29 protein-coding genes are annotated in these 25547 nt (G+C 39.4%); 16 read left to right on the plus strand and 13 right to left on the minus strand.

Annotated elements, in window-relative coordinates; all coding sequences use genetic code 11:
• From HMPREF2750_RS08765 to fis, 8 genes are all read left to right on the plus strand, one after another.
• Positions 1–779: transferrin-binding protein-like solute binding protein (locus tag HMPREF2750_RS08765; RefSeq protein WP_070583506.1), on the plus strand; the 779-nt coding region annotated here is incomplete at its 5' end.
• A 63-nt stretch (positions 780–842) separates the two neighbouring features.
• Positions 843–2291, plus strand: coding sequence for a surface lipoprotein assembly modifier (locus HMPREF2750_RS08770; protein WP_083304585.1), 1449 nt, complete (start codon positions 843–845; stop codon positions 2289–2291).
• Positions 2292–2303: 12 nt separating this feature from the next.
• Positions 2304–2558: a YhdT family protein gene (locus HMPREF2750_RS08775; protein WP_070583508.1), complete on the plus strand. Its 255-nt coding sequence runs from the start codon at positions 2304–2306 to the stop codon at positions 2556–2558.
• Positions 2558–3982 (plus strand): sodium/pantothenate symporter, encoded by a 1425-nt coding sequence (panF, locus tag HMPREF2750_RS08780; RefSeq protein ID WP_049373568.1) that lies wholly within the window; start codon positions 2558–2560, stop codon positions 3980–3982. The genes HMPREF2750_RS08775 and panF overlap by 1 nt, the downstream gene beginning before the upstream one ends.
• Positions 3983–3998: 16 nt before the next feature.
• Positions 3999–4874, plus strand: coding sequence for a DMT family transporter (locus HMPREF2750_RS08785; RefSeq protein ID WP_070583510.1), 876 nt, complete (start codon positions 3999–4001; stop codon positions 4872–4874).
• 12 nt (positions 4875–4886) lie between these two features.
• Positions 4887–5774 carry a 50S ribosomal protein L11 methyltransferase gene (gene prmA / locus HMPREF2750_RS08790; protein ID WP_049373572.1) on the plus strand — a complete coding sequence of 296 codons (888 nt, stop codon included), beginning with the start codon at positions 4887–4889 and terminating at the stop codon, positions 5772–5774.
• Positions 5775–5921: 147 nt separating this feature from the next.
• Entirely contained in the window at positions 5922–6902 is a 981-nt protein-coding gene (gene dusB / locus HMPREF2750_RS08795) for a tRNA dihydrouridine synthase DusB (RefSeq protein WP_070583511.1), read from the plus strand.
• Positions 6896–7195 carry a DNA-binding transcriptional regulator Fis gene (gene fis / locus HMPREF2750_RS08800; protein ID WP_005696908.1) on the plus strand — a complete coding sequence of 100 codons (300 nt, stop codon included), beginning with the start codon at positions 6896–6898 and terminating at the stop codon, positions 7193–7195. Before dusB ends, fis begins: the two co-directional genes overlap by 7 nt.
• Before the next feature lie 50 nt (positions 7196–7245).
• On the opposite strand, the gene HMPREF2750_RS08805 is transcribed toward fis, so the two are convergent.
• The 4 genes from HMPREF2750_RS08805 to bcp all read right to left on the minus strand — a co-directional run bounded on the left by HMPREF2750_RS08805 (position 7246) and on the right by bcp (position 9575).
• Complete coding sequence (locus tag HMPREF2750_RS08805) at positions 7246–8046, minus strand: energy transducer TonB (RefSeq protein WP_049365291.1); 801 nt, start codon at positions 8044–8046, stop codon at positions 7246–7248.
• On the minus strand, positions 8043–8480 hold the full coding sequence (gene exbD, locus HMPREF2750_RS08810) for a TonB system transport protein ExbD (RefSeq protein WP_070583513.1): 438 nt from the start codon (positions 8478–8480) through the stop codon (positions 8043–8045). The genes HMPREF2750_RS08805 and exbD overlap by 4 nt, the downstream gene beginning before the upstream one ends.
• Before the next feature lie 2 nt (positions 8481–8482).
• On the minus strand, positions 8483–8935 hold the full coding sequence (gene exbB, locus HMPREF2750_RS08815; RefSeq protein ID WP_070583515.1) for a TonB-system energizer ExbB: 453 nt from the start codon (positions 8933–8935) through the stop codon (positions 8483–8485).
• Positions 8936–9107: 172 nt separating this feature from the next.
• Positions 9108–9575, minus strand: coding sequence for a thioredoxin-dependent thiol peroxidase (bcp, locus tag HMPREF2750_RS08820; RefSeq protein WP_070583517.1), 468 nt, complete (start codon positions 9573–9575; stop codon positions 9108–9110).
• Positions 9576–9692: 117 nt separating this feature from the next.
• Here bcp and dapA point away from each other — a divergent pair, with 117 nt between their 5' ends.
• Both dapA and bamC read left to right on the plus strand, forming a co-directional pair.
• Complete coding sequence (gene dapA / locus HMPREF2750_RS08825; protein ID WP_070583519.1) at positions 9693–10589, plus strand: 4-hydroxy-tetrahydrodipicolinate synthase; 897 nt, start codon at positions 9693–9695, stop codon at positions 10587–10589.
• Between the two features lie 102 nt (positions 10590–10691).
• Positions 10692–11693, plus strand: coding sequence for an outer membrane protein assembly factor BamC (gene bamC / locus HMPREF2750_RS08830; protein ID WP_070583521.1), 1002 nt, complete (start codon positions 10692–10694; stop codon positions 11691–11693).
• Positions 11694–11756: 63 nt separating this feature from the next.
• Here the strand turns inward: bamC and HMPREF2750_RS08835 are convergent, their stop codons facing one another.
• From HMPREF2750_RS08835 to arsC, 3 genes are all read right to left on the minus strand, one after another.
• Positions 11757–12053, minus strand: a complete 297-nt coding sequence (locus tag HMPREF2750_RS08835) for a DUF5377 family protein (protein WP_049371484.1) — start codon at positions 12051–12053, stop codon at positions 11757–11759.
• A gap of 25 nt (positions 12054–12078) precedes the next feature.
• Positions 12079–12333, minus strand: a complete 255-nt coding sequence (locus tag HMPREF2750_RS08840) for an alternative ribosome-rescue factor A (protein WP_054419082.1) — start codon at positions 12331–12333, stop codon at positions 12079–12081.
• 65 nt (positions 12334–12398) lie between these two features.
• On the minus strand, positions 12399–12749 hold the full coding sequence (gene arsC / locus HMPREF2750_RS08845; protein ID WP_049356048.1) for an arsenate reductase (glutaredoxin): 351 nt from the start codon (positions 12747–12749) through the stop codon (positions 12399–12401).
• Between the two features lie 94 nt (positions 12750–12843).
• Here arsC and HMPREF2750_RS08850 point away from each other — a divergent pair, with 94 nt between their 5' ends.
• Entirely contained in the window at positions 12844–13890 is a 1047-nt protein-coding gene (locus tag HMPREF2750_RS08850; RefSeq protein ID WP_054419087.1) for an AI-2E family transporter, read from the plus strand.
• Between the two features lie 36 nt (positions 13891–13926).
• Here HMPREF2750_RS08850 and tsaA read toward each other — a convergent pair whose 3' ends face one another.
• Entirely contained in the window at positions 13927–14664 is a 738-nt protein-coding gene (gene tsaA / locus HMPREF2750_RS08855) for a tRNA (N6-threonylcarbamoyladenosine(37)-N6)-methyltransferase TrmO (protein ID WP_070583523.1), read from the minus strand.
• A 61-nt stretch (positions 14665–14725) separates the two neighbouring features.
• On the opposite strand from tsaA, the gene HMPREF2750_RS08860 reads away from it, so the two are divergent.
• The 3 genes from HMPREF2750_RS08860 to HMPREF2750_RS08870 all read left to right on the plus strand — a co-directional run bounded on the left by HMPREF2750_RS08860 (position 14726) and on the right by HMPREF2750_RS08870 (position 17732).
• A complete protein-coding gene (locus HMPREF2750_RS08860) occupies positions 14726–15637 on the plus strand; it encodes a 1,4-dihydroxy-2-naphthoate polyprenyltransferase (RefSeq protein WP_070583525.1) in 912 nt (303 codons plus the stop codon).
• Positions 15638–15682: 45 nt separating this feature from the next.
• Complete coding sequence (rraA, locus tag HMPREF2750_RS08865) at positions 15683–16183, plus strand: ribonuclease E activity regulator RraA (RefSeq protein WP_065243719.1); 501 nt, start codon at positions 15683–15685, stop codon at positions 16181–16183.
• A gap of 163 nt (positions 16184–16346) precedes the next feature.
• On the plus strand, positions 16347–17732 hold the full coding sequence (locus HMPREF2750_RS08870; RefSeq protein WP_070583527.1) for a DASS family sodium-coupled anion symporter: 1386 nt from the start codon (positions 16347–16349) through the stop codon (positions 17730–17732).
• A gap of 60 nt (positions 17733–17792) precedes the next feature.
• On the opposite strand, the gene plsB is transcribed toward HMPREF2750_RS08870, so the two are convergent.
• A complete protein-coding gene (plsB, locus tag HMPREF2750_RS08875) occupies positions 17793–20249 on the minus strand; it encodes a glycerol-3-phosphate 1-O-acyltransferase PlsB (RefSeq protein WP_070583529.1) in 2457 nt (818 codons plus the stop codon).
• A 218-nt stretch (positions 20250–20467) separates the two neighbouring features.
• On the opposite strand from plsB, the gene lexA reads away from it, so the two are divergent.
• Both lexA and dapF read left to right on the plus strand, forming a co-directional pair.
• Positions 20468–21094 carry a transcriptional repressor LexA gene (lexA, locus tag HMPREF2750_RS08880; protein WP_070583531.1) on the plus strand — a complete coding sequence of 209 codons (627 nt, stop codon included), beginning with the start codon at positions 20468–20470 and terminating at the stop codon, positions 21092–21094.
• A gap of 121 nt (positions 21095–21215) precedes the next feature.
• Positions 21216–22040, plus strand: a complete 825-nt coding sequence (gene dapF / locus HMPREF2750_RS08885) for a diaminopimelate epimerase (RefSeq protein ID WP_070583533.1) — start codon at positions 21216–21218, stop codon at positions 22038–22040.
• A 51-nt stretch (positions 22041–22091) separates the two neighbouring features.
• On the opposite strand, the gene HMPREF2750_RS08890 is transcribed toward dapF, so the two are convergent.
• The 4 genes from HMPREF2750_RS08890 to pyrE all read right to left on the minus strand — a co-directional run bounded on the left by HMPREF2750_RS08890 (position 22092) and on the right by pyrE (position 25543).
• Complete coding sequence (locus tag HMPREF2750_RS08890; RefSeq protein ID WP_070583535.1) at positions 22092–22844, minus strand: carbonic anhydrase; 753 nt, start codon at positions 22842–22844, stop codon at positions 22092–22094.
• Positions 22845–22996: 152 nt separating this feature from the next.
• The gene (gene dusC / locus HMPREF2750_RS08895; protein ID WP_070583537.1) at positions 22997–23929 is read right to left on the minus strand and encodes a tRNA dihydrouridine(16) synthase DusC; all 933 of its coding nucleotides are present in this window, start codon (positions 23927–23929) and stop codon (positions 22997–22999) included.
• Positions 23929–24795, minus strand: coding sequence for a co-chaperone DjlA (gene djlA, locus HMPREF2750_RS08900; RefSeq protein WP_070583539.1), 867 nt, complete (start codon positions 24793–24795; stop codon positions 23929–23931). The genes dusC and djlA overlap by 1 nt, the downstream gene beginning before the upstream one ends.
• 106 nt (positions 24796–24901) lie before the next feature.
• Positions 24902–25543, minus strand: a complete 642-nt coding sequence (gene pyrE, locus HMPREF2750_RS08905; RefSeq protein WP_049380142.1) for an orotate phosphoribosyltransferase — start codon at positions 25541–25543, stop codon at positions 24902–24904.
• Positions 25544–25547 lie beyond the last annotated feature (4 nt).

Raw genomic sequence — 25547 nt, forward strand, 5'->3', positions numbered from 1 at the left:
AAGCAGCTGAGACAGTGAAAGCAGCTGAGACAGTAAAACCAACTGAGCCAGTAAAACCAGCGGAACAACCAAAAAATGAAGAACAAATCGTGCTTAAACGAGTGGGGTTTGAGGTTAATAAAGAAGATAAAACAGTGACGGTCATTGAAAGACAAATACATGATGACAATAACGTTAATCTCGTTAATGTTGAAGGTCAAGAAATTGAAATTATTCCATCAGGGTATTACGAGCGTCCAGTCATTGGAACGAATGAGAAAGAAGTGTTACAGGCTGATTATCCTGAATTGCGTTCTATTAGTGGCAAAAACTATAAAAATATTCGTTGGGGAAAATTTACGGAGCCTGCTTTAGGTTCTGATTATTATGTCGCATTTGGTGTCAATCCAACAACAGAAATGCCACAATCAGGTACTGCAAATTATATTGGAAATGGTATGCATGTAGAGAAGCGGGCTGATTACTTAGATTCTAACTTATCATTCGTAAAGCTAACGGCTAATTTCGCAGATAAAACATTAAATGGAACAATTTCTTTAGCCAAAACAGGCTATAAGGACGTTCTTGTATCAAATGGGATTGCAGGGGGCGCTCTTTCTCCTAATGTACATTTTGATGATGTTTCCTTATCTGCCAAAATTCAAGGCAATCAATTTAGTGGAACAAATAGCCAAGGTGTTCAGGTTGAAGGAGGCTTCTATGGAAAAGATGCAGACGAAGTAGCCGGAACTTATCAAGGAAATGATAAATTTGGTGTTTTTGGTGCTAGAAAAAATTAGAAAATTTTTGTAAATTTTGAAGCAAGCTTTTGGCTTGCTTTATTTTTCTTTATAGGAATAAAAATGACTTCACAATCGAAACTTGTTTTATTTTTAAGCTCCTCATTGTTGCTTAGTTCATTCTCTTTTGCAGCAGAGAAGTCTCCTCAATCTCGTGATGAGCGGTTTGATGATCAGCTTCAGCTTGCAAAACCGGATTTATCCACTCAAAAGCCACAAATTTCAGAAAAACGTGACGATAAACATACACTTTCTATTACGAAAGAAGAATTGGCAAAACATCCTGATTTGATCGTACGTGGATTGATTCCTGCAGTGTTGCAAAATAATGGTGAAGCCGTTCAACTCTTATTGCCGTTGTATCAAAATTTGCCTAAACAAGATCCATTTTTACTTGAGTGGGCAAATGCGATTAATGCTCGCGAAGAGGGGCATTTTTCGGAAGCGGTAACTCGTTATCGTACTCTATTTTCTCAAGATTCGACCATCCTACCGTTACGTTATCAGTTAGCACAAGCACTGTTTTTAAACAATGATAATGAGGCGGCCAAAGATCAATTCCAAAAACTGAGAGCTGAACAAGTTTCTCCCGAGTCTATCGCCATGATCGACCAATATCTTTCGGCACTTAACCGCCGAGATCAGTGGAAGTTTCAAGGTGGTCTGAGTTTCTTAAACGAAAGTAATATTAACAATGCACCAAAAGCAGGCACTCGCATTGGAAATTGGAATGCCTGGGAGCGCGAAAGTGCAGCAGGTTTTTCTTATTTTGCAGAAGCAGAGAAAAAATGGTCATTACCCCATAATTATTTCACTAAATTTTCTATTGAGGGAAGTGGGAAATATTACTGGGATAATAAAAAATATAATGAATTTAATGGTAGAGTTGGCGCTGGATTCGGTTATCAAACCGCGCGTTTCGAAATGTCATTAATGCCATTTACAGAAAGACGATGGTATGCAGGTGGCTCCTCGGGTAGTGAGTCAATGAAGCAGTATTCGAAAAATTCCGGAGCTCGTTTAGATTTAACCTATTGGCTGAATGAAAAGTGGCAAATTTCAACCGCACTTGAATATGGTGAACAGCGTTATATCACTCGTAAACATTTGAATGGGAATAACTATCTTTGGTCGAATACGTTATCTTATTTTCCTAAGAGTGGTCAATTTTGGTTCGTAGGCGCTGATTATAATCGTGAAAATACACGAGATGAAGACAATGCTTATCAACGTAAAAATCTCCGTTTAGGTTGGGGACAAGAGTGGGGATGGGGTATTTCAACCCGCATTTCTCTTGCGTATGCACGTAGAACTTACAAAGGTGCTGATTTATTCAATATTCGTCAGAAAAATAATGAATATCAATCGGCAGTAACATTATGGCATAGAGATCTTTACTTCTGGGGAATCACGCCTAAAATTACGTGGTCTTATCAACGAGTTTCAAGTAATCACCCATTCTATAACTACGACAAAAATCGTATTTTTCTTGAAATGGGTAAAACATTCTAACGGGAGTTCATAATGGATTTATCACAACGATATAAACAAGCCGCCAAGGAGGCGCGCTGGGCATTAGGGTTAGCTATTTTTTATGTAATTGGATGGTGTGTTTGTGCTTATTTACCGAAAGACTCGCCTGGACCGATAGGTTTTCCGTTATGGTTTGAATTATCCTGTATTTATTTACCCATTTTGTTTGTGGTCATTGGGTATTGGATTGTCAAAATTGTCTTTTTAGATATCCCGCTAGATGTTGAGTCAAAGGAGAATAAATAATGAATTTAGGTATTATTCTCCCATTAGCTATCTATTTAGTCTTCATCTTTGGCGCGGCATTATTTGCTTATGTAAAACGCAGTAAAGGTGATTTCCTTACGGAATATTATGTAGGAAATCGCTCCATGACAGGCTTTGTCCTTGCGATGACAACGGCTTCCACTTATGCTAGTGCCAGTTCTTTTGTTGGTGGACCAGGGGCTGCTTATAAATATGGGCTAGGTTGGGTATTACTCGCCATGATCCAAGTGCCGGCTGTGTGGTTAGCCTTAGGTGCATTGGGCAAAAAGTTTGCATTACTTTCTCGTGAGACCAATGCGCTTACTATCAATGATTTATTTCTCTATCGTTATAAAAATAAATATCTCGTTTGGATTTCCAGTCTAGCATTGTTGCTTGCCTTCTTTGCCGCTATGGTTGTGCAATTTATTGGTGGCGCAAGATTGCTCGAAACCACGATAGGGATTCCTTATACTCACGCCTTACTTATTTTTGCCTTAACGGTTGGTATTTATACGTTTATTGGTGGTTTCCGAGCCGTCGTGTTAACCGATACGATTCAAGGTACGGTAATGATTTTTGGCACAATCGTACTATTAGTGGGCGTGATTTACCATCTCGGTGGCGTAGAAAGTGCGGTCAATAAATTAACTGAAATTGATCCGAGTTTAGTAAGCCCTTACGGCCCAAATGAGATGCTAGATTTTCAATTTATGGCATCGTTTTGGATCTTAGTCTGTTTTGGTGTGGTTGGTTTACCACATACAGCCGTCCGTTGCATGGCTTTCAAAGACAGTAAAGCCTTACATCGAGGCATGCTCATTGGTACGATTGTCCTTTCAGTGATTATGTTAGGGATGCATTTGGCGGGTGCTTTAGGACGTGCCGTTGTGCCAGATTTAACGGTGTCAGATAAAGTGATTCCAACCTTAATGTTGGAAGTGCTTCCTCCTATTGTTGCAGGGATTTTCTTAGCCGCACCGATGTCGGCGATTATGTCCACAGTTGATGCGCAACTCATTCAATCCTCCTCAATTTTTGTGAAAGACTTATATCTTGCAAGCAAACCTGAAGCCGCGAAGAATGAAAAACGAATTAGCCGTATTTCATCAGTCATTACACTAATTTTATCGGCGTTGTTAATTCTTGCCGCACTGAATCCACCTGATATGATTATTTGGTTGAATCTATTTGCTTTCGGTGGATTAGAAGCAGCATTCCTTTGGGTGATTGTATTAGGCATTTATTGGGATAAAGCAAATGCAGCAGGTGCAATAAGCTCAATGGTGGTGGGATTAAGCAGTTATGTGCTACTGACTCAATTTGGTATCAAACTATTTGGTTTTAATGCCATTGTACCTGCACTTGTATTTGGCTTGATTGCTTTCATCTTGGGTAACCAATTCGGCGCAAAAAAACAGTAAAAATGGACCGCACTTTATGATTTACCAGATCCTAGCATTGTTTATTTGGAGTAGTTCCTTTGTTGCCGCTAAATACACCTTTACAATGATGGACACCATTTTGATGATCCAAGCCCGTTTATTAATGGCGGCGATTATTGCGATGCCACTCTTTTTTCGTCGTTGGAAAGGCGTGTCTAAACCGATGCGAAAACAGCTTTGGTGGCTAGGTTTTTTCAATTATACCGCGACCTTTTTGCTGGGATTCATTGGTTTAAAATATACAAGCGCGGCGAGTGCAACGACCATGATTGGATTAGAACCATTATGTGTGATTTTCATTGGGCATTTTTTCTTTCAAGATCGTGCGAAATGGTATCATTGGTTGTGTGGGGCTTTTGCCTTTTTAGGCGTAGCCATTTTAATTCTAGGCGGGCAGGGCAATGAAGGCGCAAGTGAAATTAGCTTATTGGGTTGCTCCTTAGTGGTGGCGGCAAGTATTGTGTTTGCTTGTTGCTTGCGTTGGACGAAAAAAGTGGTGGCAACGGTTTCAGCACAAGCCTATACATCCATTTCGATTGTGTTAGCAAGCATCACCATGCTGCCATTTACTTTATTGCTGACGGAAAACTGGGATATCCATTTTAACTGGCTTGGTTTCTTTGGTTTGATTTATCTCGGTGTAGTATGTAGTTGGTTTGCCTTTTGGTTGTGGAATAAAGGCTTAAATTCGGTGGATGCAAAAATCTCGGGAATTTTGACCGCACTTGAGCCGATTTTTGGTGTCTTTTTGGCAGTATTATTACTCAACGAAGAGGTTTCACTTGTTTCAGCGCTTGGGATTATCATTATTGTGGTTTCAGCCCTAGGCGTAAGTTTATTACCCAGATGGTTACATAAAGAAATTAATTAAAAGGAAAAGAAGATGGCGTGGATTCAAATTCGCTTAAATAGTACAAATGAAAAAGCCGAGAATATTAGCGATTTTTTAGAAGAAATTGGCTCAGTTTCGGTCACATTTATGGATAGCCAAGATACACCGATTTTTGAACCACTTCCAGGCGAAACACGTTTGTGGGGAAATACGGATGTGATTGCATTATTTGATGCAGAAACCGATATGAATGAAATTGTGAGTTTGCTTAAACAAGCACATCATTTAGATGAAAACACCGCTTACAAAATTGAGCAAATCGAGGATAAAGATTGGGAACGTGAATGGATGGATAACTTCCACCCAATGCAATTTGGCAAACGTTTATGGATTTGCCCAAGCTGGCGTGAAGTGCCAGATCAAAATGCAGTTAATGTGATGCTTGATCCTGGTTTAGCTTTCGGAACAGGCACCCACCCGACAACCGCACTTTGTTTAGAGTGGTTAGATGGTTTGGATTTAACTGACAAAACCGTCATCGATTTTGGTTGTGGCTCTGGAATTCTTGCCATTGCAGCCCTTAAATTAGGGGCTAAAAATGCAATCGGTATTGATATCGATCCACAAGCCATTCTCGCCAGTCGAAATAATGCAGAACAAAATGGGGTGGCGGATCGTCTTCAACTTTTCTTATCCGATGATAAACCTGCAGATTTAAAAGCAGATGTTGTTGTGGCGAATATTCTTGCGGGGCCATTGAAAGAACTTTATCCGATTATTTCTCAACTAGTGAAAGAGAGCGGTGATCTTGGATTATCGGGTATTTTAGAAACCCAAGCAGAATCGGTATGTGATGCTTATACACAATCCTTTGATTTAGATCCTGTTGCAGTGAAAGAGGAATGGTGCCGTATTACAGGTAAATTAAAATCGGCTTAATTTCTTTTTGTCAATTAAAAAAAGTGCATTTTTTGAACAAATTTCACTTTGCAAAAAAACGAAAAATGCGTAATATAGCACCCCTTGTCGGTTGCTATTGTGGCCTGACTTGCTGGAGATAGGACTTGTAATTGGGGATAACATAAAATGCGAATTGGTTCTTATGAATTAAAAAATCGTATTTTATTGGCACCCATGGCAGGTATCACGGATCAACCTTTTCGACGTTTATGTGCCCATTATGGCGCGGGATTAACGTTTTCAGAGATGATGTCCACCAATCCACAAGTTTGGCATACAGAGAAATCGAAACTTCGTTTAGCACATAGTGAAGATCTAGGATTAAATGCGGTGCAAATTGCAGGTTCTGATCCTTTAGAAATGGCCCAAGCTGCAGCAATTAATGTAGCCTATGGTGCTGAAATTATCGACATTAATATGGGCTGTCCCGCAAAGAAAGTAAATCGAAAATTAGCGGGTTCTGCACTGCTTCAATTTCCTGATTTAGTGGAAAAAATTTTAAAAGAAGTCGTGAATGCCGTTGATGTGCCTGTGACGTTAAAAATTCGCACAGGTTGGGATAAAGCAAATCGAAACTGTGTGCAAATCGGCAAAATTGCAGAACAATCTGGTATTCAAGCTTTAACCATTCACGGGCGGACGAAAGAATGCCTATTTGAAGGGGAAGCGGAATACGACAATATTCGAGCAGTCAAACAATCAATTTCAATTCCTGTTATTGCGAATGGTGATATTGATTCTGCCTCGAAAGCGAAAAAGGTACTTGAGTATACAGGTGCTGATGCAATAATGATCGGTCGTGCCGCACTAGGCAATCCATGGCTTTTTCAAGCCGTCGAGGCTTTAGTTGAACATGATTCGATAATTCAAACTCCAAGTTTGCGTGAAAAGTGCGGTCATATTTTGCGTCATATTCAGGAACTTCATGAGTTCTATGGTGAGCAAAAAGGCTATCGAATAGCCCGTAAGCACGTAGCTTGGTATTTACAGGGAATTCAACCCGATTCCGTTTTTAGACAGACTTTTAACGCAATTAATGAACCGAAAGAGCAGTTAATTGTGCTGGAAGATTTTTTAAATTCAATTTTGGATAAAGAAAAATGTTAGAACAACAACGTAGTCCGTCTGAAGCGTTAACCGTTTCAGTTTTAAACTCTCAATCACAAGTAACAAACAAACCATTACGTGATTCAGTAAAACAAGCTTTACGCAATTACTTATCACAATTAGATGGTCAAGATGTGAATGATCTTTACGAATTAGTATTAGCGGAAGTTGAACACCCGATGTTAGATATGATTATGCAATACACCCGCGGTAACCAAACTCGTGCAGCGAACATGCTCGGCATTAACCGTGGTACATTGCGTAAGAAATTGAAAAAATACGGTATGGGCTAATTAAGATTAGCAAAAGAAAAGGCGAACATGATGTTCGCCTTTTTATTTATCTATTGAATGGTGAAGCTAATTGGTACACTGACTGAAGAGGTAAATCCAGCGGGTTTTGGACCAACAGGTCTTGCACTTCTCACCGCTTCCAGTGCTGCGTTGTCTAAGCTTTCATCTCCAGAGGAGTTCGTTACTCGTTCTCCTGATAAGGAACCATCTGCCCCTACGCTAAAACTCACGCTCACAACACCTTGTTTACGCATCATCTTCGCTCGAGCAGGATAACGTTTGTGCCGTTCAATTTCACGTCGAATAGCTGCACGGTAAGCATTTAGCTCATCCGTATTGGTACCTGAGCCACCTTGAACGCCATTTGTACCAGGTTGACCTGTGGTCGTTGCTTTAGAATTTGCCGTAGCCGTTGAATTAATATTCTTATCGCCAATCGGTAAGCTCTTCGGCATTTCTACCGCTTTCTCTGCTTTTACCTCATTTTTAGGTTTTTCTTTTGGCTTCTCTTTCGGTTTTGGTTTCGGCTTTTCTATTGGTTTTTCTGGCTTTTTCTCAGGTTCTTTTTTCTTCTCAGGCTCTGGTTTCTTCGTTGGATCTGCGACGACTTCTTGCTTTTCAGGTTCCGGTTCTGCCTGTTGAGGTTCAGGTTCCGGCTCAGGAGCGGGTTCTTCCACTCTCATCCCTTGAATCATTTCCATTGATATTGTCGTGGATATTTCACCTGTAGCATTACTTGCAGCTTCACTTGGCTTATGCCAGTTCCAAAGCAATGCGCCTACAATGGCACCATGAATTAATAGAGAAATAAGCAAGCCTAATAGTGATCGTTTAGCTTGTTGGCTGTTCATTGTTTATGCCCTACTCCGACGCCTCCCACTGCTGGCGCATTTTTGCTCGAAGCGCCTTTATCTTTCATCGAAACAATCGCGACATTTTTAATTTCGTTTTTCGATAACATGTCAGTAATCGTCACAAAATCTTGGAAAGAGGCTTCTGCATCAATTTTTAATGTAACTTTCTGATCTTTATTCCAACCCGCGATCTCTTTTTCAAGCGCTTCTTGCGAGATAGGTTTGTCATTAAAATAAAGTTGTTTATCTGCCGTTACAGTCAATAATTTGGCTAATTCATCTGATTTGAATGCGACCGTTGAACTGGCTTTTGGCACATTAACTTGAATTTTTCCTTGAGAAATAAAGGATGCGGTGATCAACACTATCGCTAATAACACCAACATAATGTCGATGAAAGGAATAATATTGATTTCATCAAATTTTTTCACGATTATTCCTTATCTTTTTGAGCGTTTAATACTTTCCATTTCAATAAGTTAACATCTACTTTACGACCTAAGCCGTTATAGAACATCATGGATGGAATCGCGACTAAAATACCTAGTGCGGTTGCTTTTAGCGCAAGAGAGAGGTGCATCATGATTGCGCCAGCATCGACATCACCGCCAGCTTGACCAATTTGATAGAAGGTTAACAAAATACCAATTACTGTTCCTAACAAGCCCACATAAGGTGCGTTTGCGCCAACGGTTGAAATGGTCGTCATATTGCGATTTAAATCAATTTCAAGTGAATGGATATTGGAATATTTAGCGACATTGACACGGCTTAAAAAGATAAAACGCTCAATCACAGTAGCAAGCATGATTACGCTCATAAGAAGTAAAAGCCCGATAATAATGTAATCACTATATTGTTCTAAAAACTCAAAAAGTTTTGGCATCTGATAGTCCTTTTATATGATAAAGAATACAAAATTAATTGATAATGAATTTCAATTAGATTGGAATTTTATCAAATGAAAAATAGAGCGTAAATATAAATTAGAAAAATGGCTATTTTTTGACCGCACTTTGAGGTAAATCATAGAAAGTGCGGTTGTTTTGAGAGGGGATTTAAAGGGATTGCAGGTAATCTAAGACAACCTGATGATGTTCGCCTGTTTTGAATTTATCAAAAACGTGTTGAATTTTGCCTTGTTCATCAATGAGGAAGCTAATGCGGTGAATGCCGTCATAGGTGCGTCCCATAAATTTCTTTTCACCCCAAACACCAAATTGCTCGGCAACCTGGTGATCTTCATCAGAAAGCAAGGTGAAATTGAGCGATTTTTTCTCAACAAATTGAGCCAGTTTTTTTGGCGCATCTGTGCTGATGCCTAAAATAATCACACCTAATTTTTCTAACTCGCTTTTAGCATCACGTAAACCGCAGGCTTGAGTTGTACAGCCTGGTGTTAAGGCTTTTGGATAAAAATACACGAGTACTTTTTTGCCTTTAAAGTTGCCAAGTGAAATTGGTTGATTATCTTGATTTAAAAGGGTGAATTGCGGTGCTAAGTCACCCACTTGTAATGTTTTCATAAAAAATCCTTAAAAATGTAAAAAATGATTTGTAAATTCAAGCTATTTTAGCGATTATAACCAAATATTTTCAAATGTTATTGTTAAAACGCAAAATAGATGTAAATGGAGTACCTTATGACTACGCAAACCCCCTTATTTTCAGGCAGTATTGTTGCTTTAGTAACCCCGATGGATAACCACGGGAACATTGATTTTGAAACATTAGAAAAACTTATCGAGTTTCATATCAATGCGGGTACAGATTCGATTGTATCTGTGGGGACAACAGGAGAGTCCGCCACATTAAGCATTGAAGAAAATGTGAAGGTGATTGAAAAGACGGTTGAGTTAGCAAAAGGACGTATTCCAATCATTGCTGGCACCGGTGCGAATGCAACGAGCGAAGCCATTGTGATGACAAAATTATTACGTGATAGCGGTGTAGCCGGTTGTTTATCTGTTGTTCCTTACTACAATAAACCAACTCAAGAAGGCATGTTCCAACATTTTAAAGCGATTGCAGAATGCACGGATTTACCACAACTTCTTTATAACGTACCAGGTCGTACCGGTAGTGATATGAAACCTGAAACCGTAGCACGTTTGTCGCAAATTGAGAATATTGTGGGGATTAAAGAAGCCACAGGCGATTTAACTCGTATCACTGCAATTAAAGAATTAGCCGGTAAAGATTTCATTGTGTTAAGTGGGGATGATGCTACAGGGCTAGAAGCGATGAAATTAGGTGCAGAAGGTGTCATTTCTGTGACAAACAACCTTGCTGCAAAAGACATGGCCGCGATGTGTCGCTATGCTTTAGCGGGTGATTTTGCAAAAGCGGAAGAAATTAATGCTCGCTTAATGCCTTTACACCAAGATTTATTTATTGAATCAAACCCAATTCCAGTAAAATGGGCTGCATATCGTTTAGGTTTAATTAAGACTTCACACTTACGTTTACCACTTACTGTGTTAAGCGAAAGCGCTCAAGTAAAAGTAGAAGAAGCATTAAAAATTGCTGGCTTAATTTAATGAATTAAAGGGTTGTTTTTACAGCCCTTTAAACTTTCAGCTCTTTTATTTGTCAAAGAGCGGTCATTATTCTAATTATTTTTTATTGAAAGGATTTAAGGAATGAAAAAAATCGTACTGAGTTTAGTCGCAGCAGCATTGTTATCGGCATGTTCAAACAGCGTGGAAAAAATGCAGACGGCTAATGACACTTATCAAAATTCTGATCGTGAAATACCGAGCTTTTCTCCTTTAGCAAGTGGTGGGGTAACATTGCCGCAAGCTGATCCGACTTATGAACTTCCTCAGCTTAATGCGAAAAAAGAACGCGTGGATATTCGTCCGCCTTCAACCCCATTAGCGATTATTAAAAATTCTTTAACACAATTTGATGGCGAACGTGCATTGATTGTTTATACGGATGCACAAGCAGAGCTTTATAACCTCAAACAAATTGAGCGTTTATTGAAAGAAGAAGGCACGAATTCGACCTTAGATGGTGCAATATTAATGAGTGACTGGGCGCCAACGGGTCGTGCAGACGATAAAGCCAATACAGAGATCCGTTATAAAATTGAACAAGTTACAGCGCAAGATGCGAGTGCGTTAGCGGTTTCTGTCGAACAAATGCGTCGTGATGGTGTAATTTACACACCAAATCAAGCTGATAAGCAGCGCTATGCATCTGATCGTTTAAATCGTTTTGTTTCGGCGCTCACTAGCGCTTATAACAAGCAACAACAAGATTTAAGTAGTGCTTCTGTAGGACCTTTCCAATCTGGTTTAATTACTGATACGAATGGCAGAATGGCATTGGGTATGGATGCAAGCTTTGGTCAAGCATGGCAACGTTTAGGTTCGGCTCTACCGAAATTAGGCTTTAAAGCAACATCTGAATCTGCAGGCCGTGGTTATCGTGAATTGAAATATAAACCATTGGATAAACAAGAGTGGTTACGTTTAGGTGTGAATCCGCCTAATCTAGAAAAAGGCGTTTACCAAATGCAAATTTCTGCGGTGGGTAAACAAAGTGCGGTCGTGATCACTGATGAAGATGGCAAGGCATTACCAAATGAAGCCGCTCAATCCCTCTATTCCGCGCTAGGTGTGTTACTTGCGCAATAATATAATAAGTTGATAAATAAAAAGTGCGGTTCAATTTGACCGCACTTTTTTATTAGAAAAAATTTATTCAGCTTTCACGCCTAAGTTACCCATTTTTACACCGAGGTTACCGAGTGAAACCGGATCCAAATAATCCCCCAAGAATTTGAATAACTCACTTAATTCCGTAAATGAGCGTTTGATTTTTACTTGATCTTCTACTTTACGCACAAATTCATAACGCACATTTTCGCCTTCAAAATAAGCTGTGAGCGTGAGATAAATGGTTTCAAAAAAGTGGCTTTGAGCCCCTTCTTCACCTGGATCACTGATACGGACATTCCAAGTATTGTTAAATAAAACTTCTGTTTTGATTGACATATAGACTTCCTCTTTTTGTTATTTTTTATACTGAAATTGAAACGAAAAACCCGATGATAAAATTTCTGAAATCAAAAACTTTATCATCGGGCTTTTCAAACCAATTGCTCGCATATTTTGCTTTTCGTTGGTAACTGCCTTTGCCTTTACGTTTTTTCTCAACGCGTTGGCGGAATAATTTGTCGTGTAATAGTGCCATCACAGCATTATCTTTCACGACTCCTTTGGAGTGTTGATAAATGGGCTGATTTTCAACCGCACTTTTTGTTTTTTTTGTCATATTTACCTCTAAAAAATTGCCGTGAAGTGTTTCACGGCAAGTCATTATAGCGAAAATGAATAAAATTACAAAATGGCGAGTACGCTTTCAGGCGGTCGTCCAATTTTGGCTTTTTCACCTTTTACCACAATCGGGCGCTCTAATAAGGCTGAATTTTCACTGATGGCTTTTAATAAATCATCATGAGTTAATGCAGGATTATCTAACCCTAATGATTGATAAAGCTCATCTTTGGTACGCATCATTTTTCTAACATCATCTAATCCTAATTTATTAGCCAGTTGCTGTAATGCTTCAACAGAGTAGTGTTGTTGCAAATAAAGTTCGATAGTTGGTTGGATACCTTTTTCTTCTAATAAAGCTAAGGTTTCACGGCTTTTTGAACAGCGCGGATTATGGTAAATCTTAACAGACATAACGTTTCCTTCTATTTTATGTTGAATGAGTGGATATAGGATTGATTTAAATTTTAACTTATAATGACAAAAAATACTTGTTTAGGAAGACTTTATGTTAGAAATGCTAAAAAATTGGTATAGCCGTCGCTTAAGCGATCCGCATGCGATGGGACTACTTGCCATTTTGTTATTTGGCTTTATTGCGATTTATTTCTTTAGTGATTTAATCGCTCCGTTACTGATTGCCATTGTATTAGCATATTTATTGGAAATGCCGATTAATTTTTTAACGAAAAAATTAAAATTTCCTCGAATGCTTGCCACGTTAATTATTTTTGGTGGCTTTCTAACCTTAGCGTTATTAATTTTCTTCGGGCTTGTACCAACATTATGGAATCAAACGATTTCCTTATTAAGCGATTTGCCAGCCATGTTCAATAAGTTACATGAATGGTTATTAGCCCTTCCTGAGCATTATCCTGAACTCATCGATTACACCATGATTGACACCTTTTTTAGTGCGGCTCGCGCGAAGATTTTGGGCTTTGGTGAATCTGCGGTGAAATTGTCGATTACTTCATTAATGAACCTTGTATCACTGGGTATCTATGCATTTTTAGTGCCATTAATGATGTTCTTTATGCTGAAAGATAAAACAGAACTTCTTGCTGGTGTAAGCCGATTTTTGCCTAAAAACCGTCTTTTAGCGTCTAAAGTATGGAATGAGATGCAGCAACAAATTGCGAATTATATTCATGGCAAATTGTTAGAAATTTTGATTGTTGGCGTGGTGACTTATATTATCTTTTTAAGCTTTGGTTTAAATTATCCGCTGTTACTTTCTGTTGTCGTAGGTCTCTCTGTCTTAGTCCCTTATATTGGTGCGGTATTGGTGACGATTCCCGTTGCTTTAGTCGCCATGTTCCAGTTTGGCATTTCCCCAACGTTTTGGTATTTAATTGTGGCCTTTGCGGTGAGTCAACTTCTAGATGGAAACTTGTTGGTGCCGTATTTATTCTCTGAAGTCGTTAATTTACATCCTTTAGTAATCATTATTTCGGTGTTGATTTTCGGCGGATTATGGGGGTTCTGGGGCGTATTCTTCGCTATTCCGTTGGCAACGCTCGTTAAAGCTGTGCTGAATGCATTACCGGATTAGACAGAATTAAAACGATAAAAAGAAAGCTGACGAAAGTCAGCTTTTTTGTTCTTTTAATTTTTGGATATCCAAAATTTCCACACAATTTGTTGTCCCTGCTTTAATGCGCCATTTAATATTAAATTCGTACAGACTAATACCGTAAATACGGTCGGTTTCTTTACCTTGTTGATAAGCTGGGCGGGGATCTTGTGCGATCACTTCTGTAATAAATCTCGCTAAGTGCGGTCGGTTTTTGTGATATTTTTCAACCGCACTTTGGGCGATTTCTGTAAATTCTACGTTTAATTTTGCAGGTGGTTTTTCTTGTGCAAAACTTGATTTTGCCTCAGGTTCGCTATCAGCATAGGCAATATAAGGCTTAATATCAAAAATAGGTGTGCCATCGACAAGATCCACGGAGCCCAAATGCAGAAAAACACGTCCATGAATACATTCCACTTGGCGTAATTCAACTTTGGATAAGCCTAGCGGATTAGGGCGATGCGTAGCCCGTGAAGCAAATACACCGACACGTTGATTGCCGCCTAAACGAGGGGGACGAACAGTGGATTGCCATTTCCCATGGGGTATTTTGTCGAATTGGAAAATAAGCCAAAGATGGCTAAATTGCTCTAATCCTCGCACCGCCTCTGGTGAATTATATGGAGGGAGAAGTTCCACAATACCAATGCCATCTTGTACTAAATCAGGCTGGCGTGGCACTGAGAATTTTTCTTTGTAAGGCGTGTGAATCACCGCAATTGGGTGAAGAGTCAGTGTTAAATCATTCATAAAAAGGCAATTTCCGTGTAGAATACGCCCTTTATTGTAATCAAAAGTGCGGTCAAAAAAAATGACAAATCATAAATTGAAAATGTGGTGGGAAACCGCTCGCCCAAAAACCTTGCCTTTGGCATTAGCTTCTATTTTTACTGGTTCGGCATTGGCATATTGGGCGGATAAAGAAAGTTTTAATCTCACCGTGATGTTACTTTGCTTGCTTACCACCATTTTATTGCAAGTACTTTCCAACTTTGCTAATGATTACGGCGATCATCAAAAAGGGTCAGATACCGAAGAACGTATTGGGCCTTTACGCGGTATTCAACAAGGTGCAATTTCTGCGAATGAGCTTAAATGGGGCTTAATTTTAATGGCGGTGGGTTCATTTTTTTCAGGCGCATTCTTAATTGGTATCGCATATCAAAGTCTCACAGATTTATTGGCCTTTGCAGGTTTGGGTATTCTTGCCATTATTGCTGCCATTACTTATACCGTAGGGGCTAAACCTTATGGTTATTTAGGTTTAGGCGATTTGTCAGTGTTGCTCTTTTTTGGTTTATTGGGTGTGGGTGGAACCTATTATTTACAAACTCACAGCATTGATAGCTTAATTACTTTACCTGCATTAGGCTCAGGTTTATTAGCAACAGCTGTTTTAAATATCAATAATTTACGTGATATTGAGCAAGATGCTAAGGTAGGAAAAAATACCCTGGTTGTGCGTATTGGCCCGAAGAAAGGACGCATTTATCACTGTGTTTTATTAAGCATTGCCGCTTTATGTTATGTGCTATTTGCGGCATCAACCGCATTTAGCCCTTGGCATTTCTTATTTTTATTGGCATTTCCACTGTTATTAAAACATGCGTTATTTGTTTATCGCAGCAAAGAGCCTGCAGTGTTACGTCCGATGTTAGCACAGATGTCAATGATTTCTTTATTTATCAATATCTTGTTTAGTTTAGGCTTGCTTATCGGCTAAATCGGCTTATACTAGAGAAAAAATTTTAACGACAAGGGGTACATTATGTATATCGATACTTCAGAACTTTGTGATATTTATGCTGATCAAGTAGATGTGGTTGAGCCAATTTTTTCTAGCTTTGGTGGCGTCAGCAATTTCTACGGCAAAGTGACGACAGTAAAATGTTTTGAAAATAATGGATTAATTGCCGAAATTCTCGAAGAAAATGGTAATGGCAGAGTACTTGTCGTTGATGGTGGTGGCGCAGTACGCCGTGCTTTAATTGATGCAGAGCTTGCACAACTTGCCGCAGATAATGACTGGGCGGGTATTATTGTTTATGGTGCCGTGCGTCAAATTCAACAGCTTGAAAATATTGATATTGGTATTCATGCGCTTGCACCAATTCCAGTTGGCGCAGATGAAAATAATCATGGTGAAAGTGATCTGCCAGTTAATTTCGGTGGCGTGACGTTCTTCCCTGAAGATTATATTTATGCTGATTTAACAGGTATTATTCTTTCACAAGAAGCATTAGATTTAGAAGATTTCGAAGAAGAATAATTTTGAAATTATTGACCTTTTTAAAGTGCGGTTAGAAATAACCGCACTTTTTTTGTTAAAATTTTTTTGAACAAGATCACATTTTAAACATTTGTTAGTTGAAAGTTTGTAACATTCATTTAACATCGCAAATAGTTCATCTGTAATCAGTTTGGAGGGACTCATGAACGAAACAAACACAACTAAAAATTATAAAAGTGGGATTATCTTTCTGCTGGCGATAGCCTGTTTTTTTATTTTATTAAAATCTTTACCTTTCGCGCCTAAGGAAAATGCTGGTTTAGCATTATTAGCCTTTGTGGCGATTCTTTGGTTAACTGAGGCATTGCATGTCACAGTGACCGCTCTGTTGGTGCCATTACTTGCGATTGCCCTTGATTTGGTGACAACCAAGCAAGCTTTAGTCGCATTTGCCGATCCAACCATTTTCTTATTCTTTGGTGGCTTTGCTTTAGCGACAGCTTTACATATACAAAAACTCGATAAAATGATTGCCAATAAAATCATGGCAATGGCTCGTGGAAATTTATTTGTCGCTGTGATGTATCTTTTCTCCATTACTGCTTTCCTTTCGATGTGGATGAGTAACACGGCAACAGCTGCAATGATGTTACCTTTAGCCATGGGGATCTTAAGCAAACTTGATAAAGAAAAAGAACATAATACTTATGTCTTCGTATTATTAGGGATTGCATATAGTGCGAGTATTGGTGGTATGGGTACATTAGTGGGTAGCCCACCAAATGCTATCGTTGCAAGTAACTTACATTTAACCTTCTCTGATTGGTTATGGTATGGTTTACCAATTATGCTCATTTTGATGCCATTGATGATTGGTACACTTTTCATTGTCTTTAAACCGAAACTTAATTTACATTTTGAACAAAACTTTGAACGTATTGAAATGAATGGCCAACGCGTTTTAACGCTTGTCATTTTTGGTGTTATTGCACTTTGTTGGGTATTTAGTAGTTATATTAATCCAATCATTTCAGGTGTATTTGGTCTTGCTAAAAATATCGGTAGTTTTGATAGCGTCGTCGCATTACTTGCGGCTGTCATTATTTGTTCAACCGGTGTAGCAAATTGGAAACAAATCCAAGAAAGCACTGACTGGGGCGTATTGATGCTTTTCGGGGGCGGTTTAACCTTGAGTGCAGTGTTAAAAGATTCGGGCGCAAGTAAAGTGTTAGCTGACGGTATTGTATTCTTGGTTCAAGGACAACATTACTACCTCATTGGTTTATTGGTCGCAACCTTCATTATTTTCTTAACTGAATTTACTTCCAATACGGCAAGTGCGGCGTTATTAGTACCAATCTTTATTTCTATCGCACAATCTCTCGGTATGCCGGAAATTGGTCTTGCGTTAATTATCGGTTTAGGTGCATCTTGTGCCTTCATGTTACCAGTGGCGACACCGCCAAATGCAATCGTATTTGGTACAGGTGAGGTTCGCCAAAGTGATATGGTTAAAGCTGGATTTATCTTAAATATTGTATGTATACTCGTTATCGCGACAATAGGATATTATTTCTGGTTGAATTAATCATATAAAGAAAAGGGCGTGTTGGATATTCAACACGCCCTTTTATTATTTCAGTAAAGATTATTCATCTTTATTTGATTTATCCTCTTCTTCTACTTCAATCTCAACTTCATCTGCTTTATCTGCAGCACCGTTGATCGTTAAGCAAATCTCGCTAGAAATCAAATGCTCTAAAATTGTGGCAAGCTCGTGTAATTTTTCTTTGTCATCATCGAAATAGCCTTCTTCTTTCAAGTGAGCAATAAAGGCCGAGAATACCGCTTTATCGAAGAATTCAGGCGCGTTAATACCGTGTAATACAGAAAGGCGTTGTGCTACCAATTGGCTTTCTTTTTCTAGTAAACCACGGGCAATTCCAGGGTCTCTACGTAAAATGCTTACTGTAATGTAGTAGCGTTGTAAGATTTCACGCATACCCGCAGACCAAAGTTGTAAAATACGAACTTTAGCGCGGTGGATAGATAAGAAATTATCATTGGCTTGGATAACTTCTTGACGTGCAAATTCATCAATAATGGCTTTAATTTGTGTATCTAATTCTTCTTCATTGAAATGAAGGAAGAGTTCGCCTTTTAAGAATGGATAAATTTTACGTACCGCATCCAATAATAAATCTTTTTGGATAGCTTCATAATGTAAAACGATACTCGCAACAAGTGAAGGCAGCACAAATAAGTGTTGAATGTTATTGCGGTAATACGTCATGAGAACAGCAGAATTACGTTCTAAACGAATAATTTCCCCAAAGTTATCTTTTTCAACTAATACACCCACGCGGTCTAAGCTTAATACGTGGTCAAGCATCGCTTTTGGTGTATCAGTTGGCAGTACCACATCAGTAGAATACGGTACATTCTTTAACATTTCTTGATAACTAGAGAGTTGTTCTAATAGTTGCTCATGAGAAAGCGTACGTTGACGAGAAGAGAGTAGAGCGGTCCCCACTAAATTCATCGCATTGACGGCTGCAGCTTTATTAATATTCACCATCACTTGATTAGAAACAGCCCCAACCGCATGGTTAAACCAGTGAGGTTTATCTTCATGATGTTGTTCTTTCCATTCTGGATAATGGTGATTGAGATAATTTGAAAGCGTGATTGGTTCACCGAAACTCACAAAACCTTGACCTAAATTACGCAATTTTTTAATTACACGTAACACTAAGCCTGCATTTTCTTTTTCTTTCGCTGCGCCACGTAATTCTTTCGCGTAAGTATCCACTTCTAATACGTGTTCATAACCGATATACACTGGCACTACAGAAATAGGACGCGTTTGGTTATGTTGAAGTGCTTGTAGCGTCATCGACATCATACCGGTTTTTGGTGCAAGCAATCGACCTGTACGAGAACGACCACCTTCAATAAAGTATTCGACGGAATAACCACGGTGGAATAATTCCCCTAAATACTCACGGAAAATTGCAGAATAAAGGCGGTTACCTTTAAAGGTACGGCGAATAAAGAATGCCCCCCAACTACGGAATAAAGGACCCGCTGGCCAGAAGTTTAAGTTGATCCCTGCTGCAATGTGTGGTGGTACAAGACCTTGGTGATAGAGCACATAAGAAAGTAATAAATAGTCAATGTGACTACGGTGACAAGGCACATAAACAATCTCATGTCCTTCTAATGCTAATTTACGCACACGATCCGCATTTTGTACATCAATACCGGAATACAGTTTGTTCCATAACCAGCGTAAGAAACGATCTGCTACACGAAGGCTTGAATGGCTTACATTAGCCGCGATTTCATGAAGAATTTTTTCGGCTTCAGCATAGGCTTTATCGCGGCTGATATTTTTTGATTTTGCCTCATCTTCAATCGCATTTTGAATCGCTTGGGAATTTAAGAGTTTATTAAACATAGCTTCGCGGTTTGGCAAACGAGGTCCTGTCGCGGAAATGCGTTGTTTAGCGAAGTGCATTTTTGCCACGCGAGCCAGTTTTTGCGCAATTTTTTCATCTGAACCGTGCTCATTTACCATGTAACGCAAAGAAAGTGCTTGAGAAAAACGCACAAAAGTATCACGTCCAAACCAAATTGCCGCAAAGGTTTTTTGAATACCGTTTAATAAGCGAAGATTGGGCAAGCTTGCTTTATCTTCTTTACCTGGTGAACGTCCCCAAAGCACCGAAACTGGGATCAGTTGTACATCTAAATCGGCTGCATCACGGTGCAGTTCTAAGTATTTATTGAAGACTTTGGCGGTTTCATCTTTTGCGCCTTTTGATTTAAAAAAGCGGCGACCTTCGTCTAAATAGACATAACGTGGTAATGCTACGCCATCAATCACATTCTTTTCAGCTGGATCAGGCAAACCTACACTCAAACAGTTACGACGGAAAATTACGAAGTCAGTTTGAGAGGTATAAGGTAAAACATAAAGAATAGGTTGATTGATATTGAGTTGAAGCTCTTCGATGGGTTGAGCGGGAATAGGATTATTTTTTACTAAAACCGAAAGCGGTAATTCTAATAATTTACGATAAGTACTTACGATGCCAGACATAATTAATATTCTCTTTTTGTTAGACATTTCTAGGTATTGTCAGGCATTTTAACACATTCGACCAGTCAAATTCTAAAAATTTACATTTGAGATTTATGATGAACACTCAAAAAGATGAAAAAAATTGACCGCACTTTTATCGCTAAAAAATAGTTGTTGCAATCGCTATCTTTCTGTATATACTAACAGTTATTCTGTATAAAGTAACAGGAGTGTATATGAGACCATTAACTGCCAGACAACAAGAAGTGCTGGAACTCTTAAAACGCCATTTAGAAACCACGGGTATGCCGCCAACTCGTGCAGAAATTTCTCGTGAATTAGGCTTTAAATCCCCTAATGCGGCAGAAGAACATTTAAAAGCGCTTGCTCGTAAAGGTGCAATTGAAATTGTTGCGGGAGCTTCTCGCGGTATTCGCATTATTGATGATAGTGCTAATGATGAGGAAGAAGAGGGCTTACCGCTCATCGGTCGCGTAGCTGCAGGGGAACCAATTTTAGCCGAGCAACATATTGAAGGCACTTATCGTGTTGATGCTAATATGTTTAAGCCTCAAGCTGATTTCTTATTAAAAGTATATGGCCAATCCATGAAAGATATTGGTATTTTAGACGGCGATCTTCTTGCTGTTCATAGCACAAAAGATGTGCGAAATGGACAGATTGTTGTTGCCCGAATTGAAGATGAAGTGACAGTAAAACGCTTAGAACGCAAAGGTTCTGTTATTTATCTGCATGCGGAAAATGAAGAGTTTCAGCCGATTGTCGTTAATCTTGAAGAACAGCATCATTTTGAAATTGAAGGGATTGCAGTAGGGATCATTCGTAATAACGCTTGGATGTAATGATGAAAGTGCGGTGAGAAAATAAAGTGTTTTTTGACCGCACTTTGTCTATTCTGGCTATTTGCCATTCGGCTTATTGCTCTCTATAATGCCAAAAAATTTTCAAATCAAGGAAGGAAACATGCAGTTTTCCAAAATGCATGGCCTTGGCAATGACTTTGTCGTTGTTGATGCTGTGACGCAAAATGCCTATTTTACCCCTGAAACCATTAAACGCTTAGCCGATCGTCATCGTGGAATTGGTTTTGATCAGCTTTTAATTGTTGAGCCACCTTATGATCCAGATTTAGATTTCCATTATCGTATTTTCAATGCAGATGGTAGTGAAGTGTCGCAATGTGGAAATGGGGCAAGATGTTTTGCGCGTTTTGTCACCTTAAAAGGGTTGACCAATAAAAAGGATATTGCAGTAAGCACGCAAAAAGGAAAAATGGTTTTAACCGTAAAAGAAGACGGGCAAATTCGCGTCAATATGGGCGAGCCGATTTGGGAACCCAATAAAATTCCTTTTACTGCCAATAAATTTGAAAAAAACTATATTTTACGTACCGATGTTCAAACGGTGCTTTGTGGTGCAGTATCAATGGGCAATCCACATTGCGTTGTTCAAGTGGACAATATTGAAACGGCCAATGTAGCAGAGTTAGGTCCACTCTTAGAAAGCCACGAACGTTTTCCTGAAAGGGTAAACGCTGGATTTATGCAAGTCGTCAATCGTAACCACATTAAATTGCGTGTATATGAACGTGGTGCAGGTGAAACGCAAGCGTGTGGCAGTGGTGCTTGTGCTGCAGCGGCTGTTGGAATTATGCAAGGTTTACTTGATAACAAAGTGCAGGTTGATCTACCTGGTGGTAGCTTGCTTATTGAGTGGGAAGGCGTAGGTTCGCCGCTTTATATGACGGGTGATGCTACTCATATCTATGATGGCAACATTCACCTTTAATCTCTTCTAATCGAATAAAAAATGCGTGGAAACTATCCACGCATTTTTTACTTATTGTTCAACTTCCACATCACGCTGATTTAATGGCTGCGTTGGGCGGTTATTTTTCCCTTCCATTTCTTCTATAGCGGCAATTTGTGCTTTGCTTGCTTGAATTGGGGCTTTAAAAATGGTCCAAGCCACGTTTTCACTACAAGGTGGAGTAGTGAGCGATCCATTTAAGCGGAAGCGTGCCATCTCTTTTGGCATTAGTGCTTGAATATCAATCGGTTGAGCCAATTTTTCTTTTTGTCCAACGGTGAGTTTTTTCTCAACTACTGGTGCTAACGCTGGATTAGCTTCACCTTCATTCACCATTACTGCAATTACGGCTAACGATTTATCTTCACTTTGATGGACAAAATGAATTTCTAAAGGATAATGTTTGCGTTTAAAGGTATGTTCACTTGGTGTGTGAAAGTGAAATTGTTTCAAATAAAACTGCTTACCATCAAGCGTAATAGATGGCGCATTTTCTTGTGCAACGCTGGCTTGCACGGTGTGTCCATTGTTTTCTACTTGATAAGCCGCAGGGAAATAATCCATTTTAAGTGATTTTTTTGCCGCTTTCATGCTGTTATCTGCTTCCAGATTAACAGGCGACTGAACCTTCCCTAGCTTACAGGTTTGATATTCGGTGAGTAAATCACCCCAATGTTCAGGGCTTTCCTTACCATCATAAGACCAATGCACTTTATGAGTTTGGGTACATGATGTTACGCTTAATGCGATAAGTAAGCTAGAAAGCAATAGACGAGTCTTCATAAGGCACCTCTCCTTTTTTGTGGTATATGCCTCATCGATTCTACTTGTTATGTACGATAACTTTTTGATTTTGGTCAAGTTTTGTTTGAGTGTTTAACTCATCGTACGAGTGGGATAATGCTAAAAAAGCCGTCTATTTCGACCGCACTTTTTTAGTCCTGACAGAGTCTTTCTCTCAGATCTTCTACAGTTTTGCTGGTTTTAATTCGCTCGAAAACAATATCCGCTTCAGGATATTCTTTATTAAGATAGCGTAGCCATTGTTTGATTCGGGCAACATGATAAAAACCAGAATCATGGAAATTTTCCATTTCCGCATATTTTTCCAAGATTTTTTGAATATCCGCCCAAGGCATTTTTTCGCAATTTTGTTTGAGTACAAGGCTTAAGTTTGGAATATTTAATGCACCACGCCCGACCATTAGATCTTCGCAACCTGTCGCTTTCAAACATGCTTGACCATCTTCCCAACGCCAAATTTCACCATTAGCAATCACTGGGATTGTTAAGCGAGATCTCACTTCACCGATTTTTTCCCAATTGATGCGATCGGCACGATAGCCATCGGCTTTAGTTCGACCGTGAATAGTGATTTCAGAAGCGCCACCTTGTTGTACGGCATCGGCAATTTCAAAAGCTTGTGAAGTGCAATCCCAACCTAATCGCACTTTTACACTTACAGGCAAATGGCTTGGTACGGTTTTTCGTAAGGCTAGAGTCGCTTGATAAATTAGTTCAGGTTGCTTGAGAAGTGCTGCACCTCCGTTACTGCCATTAACGGTTTTGGATGGACAGCCACAATTTAAATCAATACCATGTGATCCAAGCTCAATGGCGCGATTGGCATTTTCAGCAAGACAGTTAGGATGTTGACCTAAAAGTTGGACACGAACAGGTGTTCTAGAAGGTGTAAAACCCTGATTTTTGAGTTCAGGGCAAAGACGATAAAAGACCTTTTCAGGTAAGAGTTGATCCACCACGCGAACAAATTCGGTGATGCAGAGATCATATTCATTCACTTCGGTTAAAAGCTGGCGAACGAAAGGATCAAGCACTCCTTGCATGGGGGCGAGGATAACACGCACTATTTCCAGCCTTTCACTTTACAAATTAAATCGTAAGCGGCTTGGATTTGTTGCGCTTTTTCTTTAGCCATTTCCATCATTTCTGGCGGTAAGCCTTTCGCAACTAATTTATCTGGGTGATGTTCATTCATTAAACGACGATATGCACGTTTTACGGCATTACGATCATCACTTTCACTCACGCCCAATACTTTATAAGCATCACTTAATGTTGGGCCAGAAGATTGTTGGTAACCACCTTGTTGTTGGTATTGATAGCCACCTTGCTGTTGATAACCGCCCTGTTGGTATTGGCGATAGAATCCACCTTGAGTAAATTGACGAGCTGCAATTTCCATTGCCAGCATTTGCTCAAACTGCATACGGGAAAGACCAAGCTCTTCAGCCACCACATAAAGCACTTCTTTTTCTGAGTCATGTAATTGAGAATCAGCAAATGCGGCTTGCACTTGTACGTGCAAGAACATTCTCAGTAAGTCAGCACGTTGTCCACATCCAATGCGGAATTCACGAATCACCTGGCGTAAAGGGAAATCGGCTTCTTTACCGCGACGAAAGGCCTCTTGAGCGAGTTTGCGATGGCTCTCATCTAATTGCATCTGGTTCATCAACTGATTCGCCAGTTGAATATCTTCTTCCGTCACACGACCTTTGGATTTACTTAAATGCCCAAGTACCGCAAAAGTAGTTTGCATAAAGAGTGCTTGTCGGGTCGTTTTTTTCTTAAAAAAGCTAGAGTTAACCGAACCAAGCTCATAGAGTTTTTTATCTGCGATAGAGCCTAAAATAAGTCCAGCGATAGCGCCGAAAAAGCCCCCCCATTTAAAACCGAGAAAAACGCCGATAATCTTTCCAAAAAAATACATTCTTTTCCCCTAAAGTGCGGTCAAAAGGTCTTTTGACAATAATGGGCAGACGCTAATGTCTGCCCTTACATTAATATGGCTTTATTCTTATTTTTCAAGTAATAAATTACACACCATAACTTTCACGATAAGCCCGCATCACAGGTAAATATTGCTGATAATCGGGTTCTTTTTCAATAAATTGCATTAAATCATCCAAATCAATAATGGAAAGCACTTGGCATTGATAGTCTCGTTCTACTTCTTGGATGGCAGAAAGTTCCCCTTTTCCTTTTTCCTGACGATTTAATGCAATAAAGACAGCCGCTAATCTCGCGTTATTGGCTTCAAGAAGTGCCATGGACTCACGAATGGCTGTGCCAGCTGTAATGACATCATCGACTAACAACACATTGCCGGTTAATGGGCTACCGATCAAATTACCGCCTTCACCGTGATCTTTGGCTTCTTTGCGATTAAAGCAAACAGGTGTATCACGGTTAAATTGATTGAATAGTGCAATGGAAACGCTCGTCGCAATCGGAATGCCTTTATAGGCAGGACCAAAAATGACATCAAAATCGACCGCACTTGATTGAATCGCTTTCGCATAGAATTCACCTAAGCGAGCAAGATCTGCACCCGTGCTAAATAATCCTGCGTTAAAAAAATAAGGGCTTTTTCGACCTGATTTTAGCTCAAACTCGCCAAATTTAAGCACGTTACGGCTCAAGGCGAATTTAATAAATTCGATTTTGTAGCTTTCCATTTTT

Source organism: Haemophilus sp. HMSC066D02 (assembly GCF_001810545.1).
Lineage (GTDB): Bacteria > Pseudomonadota > Gammaproteobacteria > Enterobacterales > Pasteurellaceae > Haemophilus_D.

Bases quoted from the DNA above. Each gene is read 5' to 3' on its own strand.
- HMPREF2750_RS08770 (WP_083304585.1), top strand. From the start codon at position 843: ATGACTTCACAATCGAAACTTGTTTTATTTTTAAGCTCCTCATTGTTG.
- HMPREF2750_RS08775 (WP_070583508.1), top strand. From the start codon at position 2,304: ATGGATTTATCACAACGATATAAACAAGCCGCCAAGGAGGCGCGCTGG.
- panF (WP_049373568.1), top strand. From the start codon at position 2,558: ATGAATTTAGGTATTATTCTCCCATTAGCTATCTATTTAGTCTTCATC.
- HMPREF2750_RS08785 (WP_070583510.1), top strand. From the start codon at position 3,999: ATGATTTACCAGATCCTAGCATTGTTTATTTGGAGTAGTTCCTTTGTT.
- prmA (WP_049373572.1), top strand. From the start codon at position 4,887: ATGGCGTGGATTCAAATTCGCTTAAATAGTACAAATGAAAAAGCCGAG.
- dusB (WP_070583511.1), top strand. From the start codon at position 5,922: ATGCGAATTGGTTCTTATGAATTAAAAAATCGTATTTTATTGGCACCC.
- fis (WP_005696908.1), top strand. From the start codon at position 6,896: ATGTTAGAACAACAACGTAGTCCGTCTGAAGCGTTAACCGTTTCAGTT.
- HMPREF2750_RS08805 (WP_049365291.1), bottom strand. From the start codon at position 8,046: ATGAACAGCCAACAAGCTAAACGATCACTATTAGGCTTGCTTATTTCT.
- exbB (WP_070583515.1), bottom strand. From the start codon at position 8,935: ATGCCAAAACTTTTTGAGTTTTTAGAACAATATAGTGATTACATTATT.
- bcp (WP_070583517.1), bottom strand. From the start codon at position 9,575: ATGAAAACATTACAAGTGGGTGACTTAGCACCGCAATTCACCCTTTTA.
- dapA (WP_070583519.1), top strand. From the start codon at position 9,693: ATGACTACGCAAACCCCCTTATTTTCAGGCAGTATTGTTGCTTTAGTA.
- bamC (WP_070583521.1), top strand. From the start codon at position 10,692: ATGAAAAAAATCGTACTGAGTTTAGTCGCAGCAGCATTGTTATCGGCA.
- HMPREF2750_RS08835 (WP_049371484.1), bottom strand. From the start codon at position 12,053: ATGTCAATCAAAACAGAAGTTTTATTTAACAATACTTGGAATGTCCGT.
- HMPREF2750_RS08840 (WP_054419082.1), bottom strand. From the start codon at position 12,333: ATGACAAAAAAAACAAAAAGTGCGGTTGAAAATCAGCCCATTTATCAA.
- arsC (WP_049356048.1), bottom strand. From the start codon at position 12,749: ATGTCTGTTAAGATTTACCATAATCCGCGCTGTTCAAAAAGCCGTGAA.
- HMPREF2750_RS08850 (WP_054419087.1), top strand. From the start codon at position 12,844: ATGTTAGAAATGCTAAAAAATTGGTATAGCCGTCGCTTAAGCGATCCG.
- tsaA (WP_070583523.1), bottom strand. From the start codon at position 14,664: ATGAATGATTTAACACTGACTCTTCACCCAATTGCGGTGATTCACACG.
- HMPREF2750_RS08860 (WP_070583525.1), top strand. From the start codon at position 14,726: ATGACAAATCATAAATTGAAAATGTGGTGGGAAACCGCTCGCCCAAAA.
- rraA (WP_065243719.1), top strand. From the start codon at position 15,683: ATGTATATCGATACTTCAGAACTTTGTGATATTTATGCTGATCAAGTA.
- HMPREF2750_RS08870 (WP_070583527.1), top strand. From the start codon at position 16,347: ATGAACGAAACAAACACAACTAAAAATTATAAAAGTGGGATTATCTTT.
- plsB (WP_070583529.1), bottom strand. From the start codon at position 20,249: ATGTCTGGCATCGTAAGTACTTATCGTAAATTATTAGAATTACCGCTT.
- lexA (WP_070583531.1), top strand. From the start codon at position 20,468: ATGAGACCATTAACTGCCAGACAACAAGAAGTGCTGGAACTCTTAAAA.
- dapF (WP_070583533.1), top strand. From the start codon at position 21,216: ATGCAGTTTTCCAAAATGCATGGCCTTGGCAATGACTTTGTCGTTGTT.
- HMPREF2750_RS08890 (WP_070583535.1), bottom strand. From the start codon at position 22,844: ATGAAGACTCGTCTATTGCTTTCTAGCTTACTTATCGCATTAAGCGTA.
- djlA (WP_070583539.1), bottom strand. From the start codon at position 24,795: ATGTATTTTTTTGGAAAGATTATCGGCGTTTTTCTCGGTTTTAAATGG.
- pyrE (WP_049380142.1), bottom strand. From the start codon at position 25,543: ATGGAAAGCTACAAAATCGAATTTATTAAATTCGCCTTGAGCCGTAAC.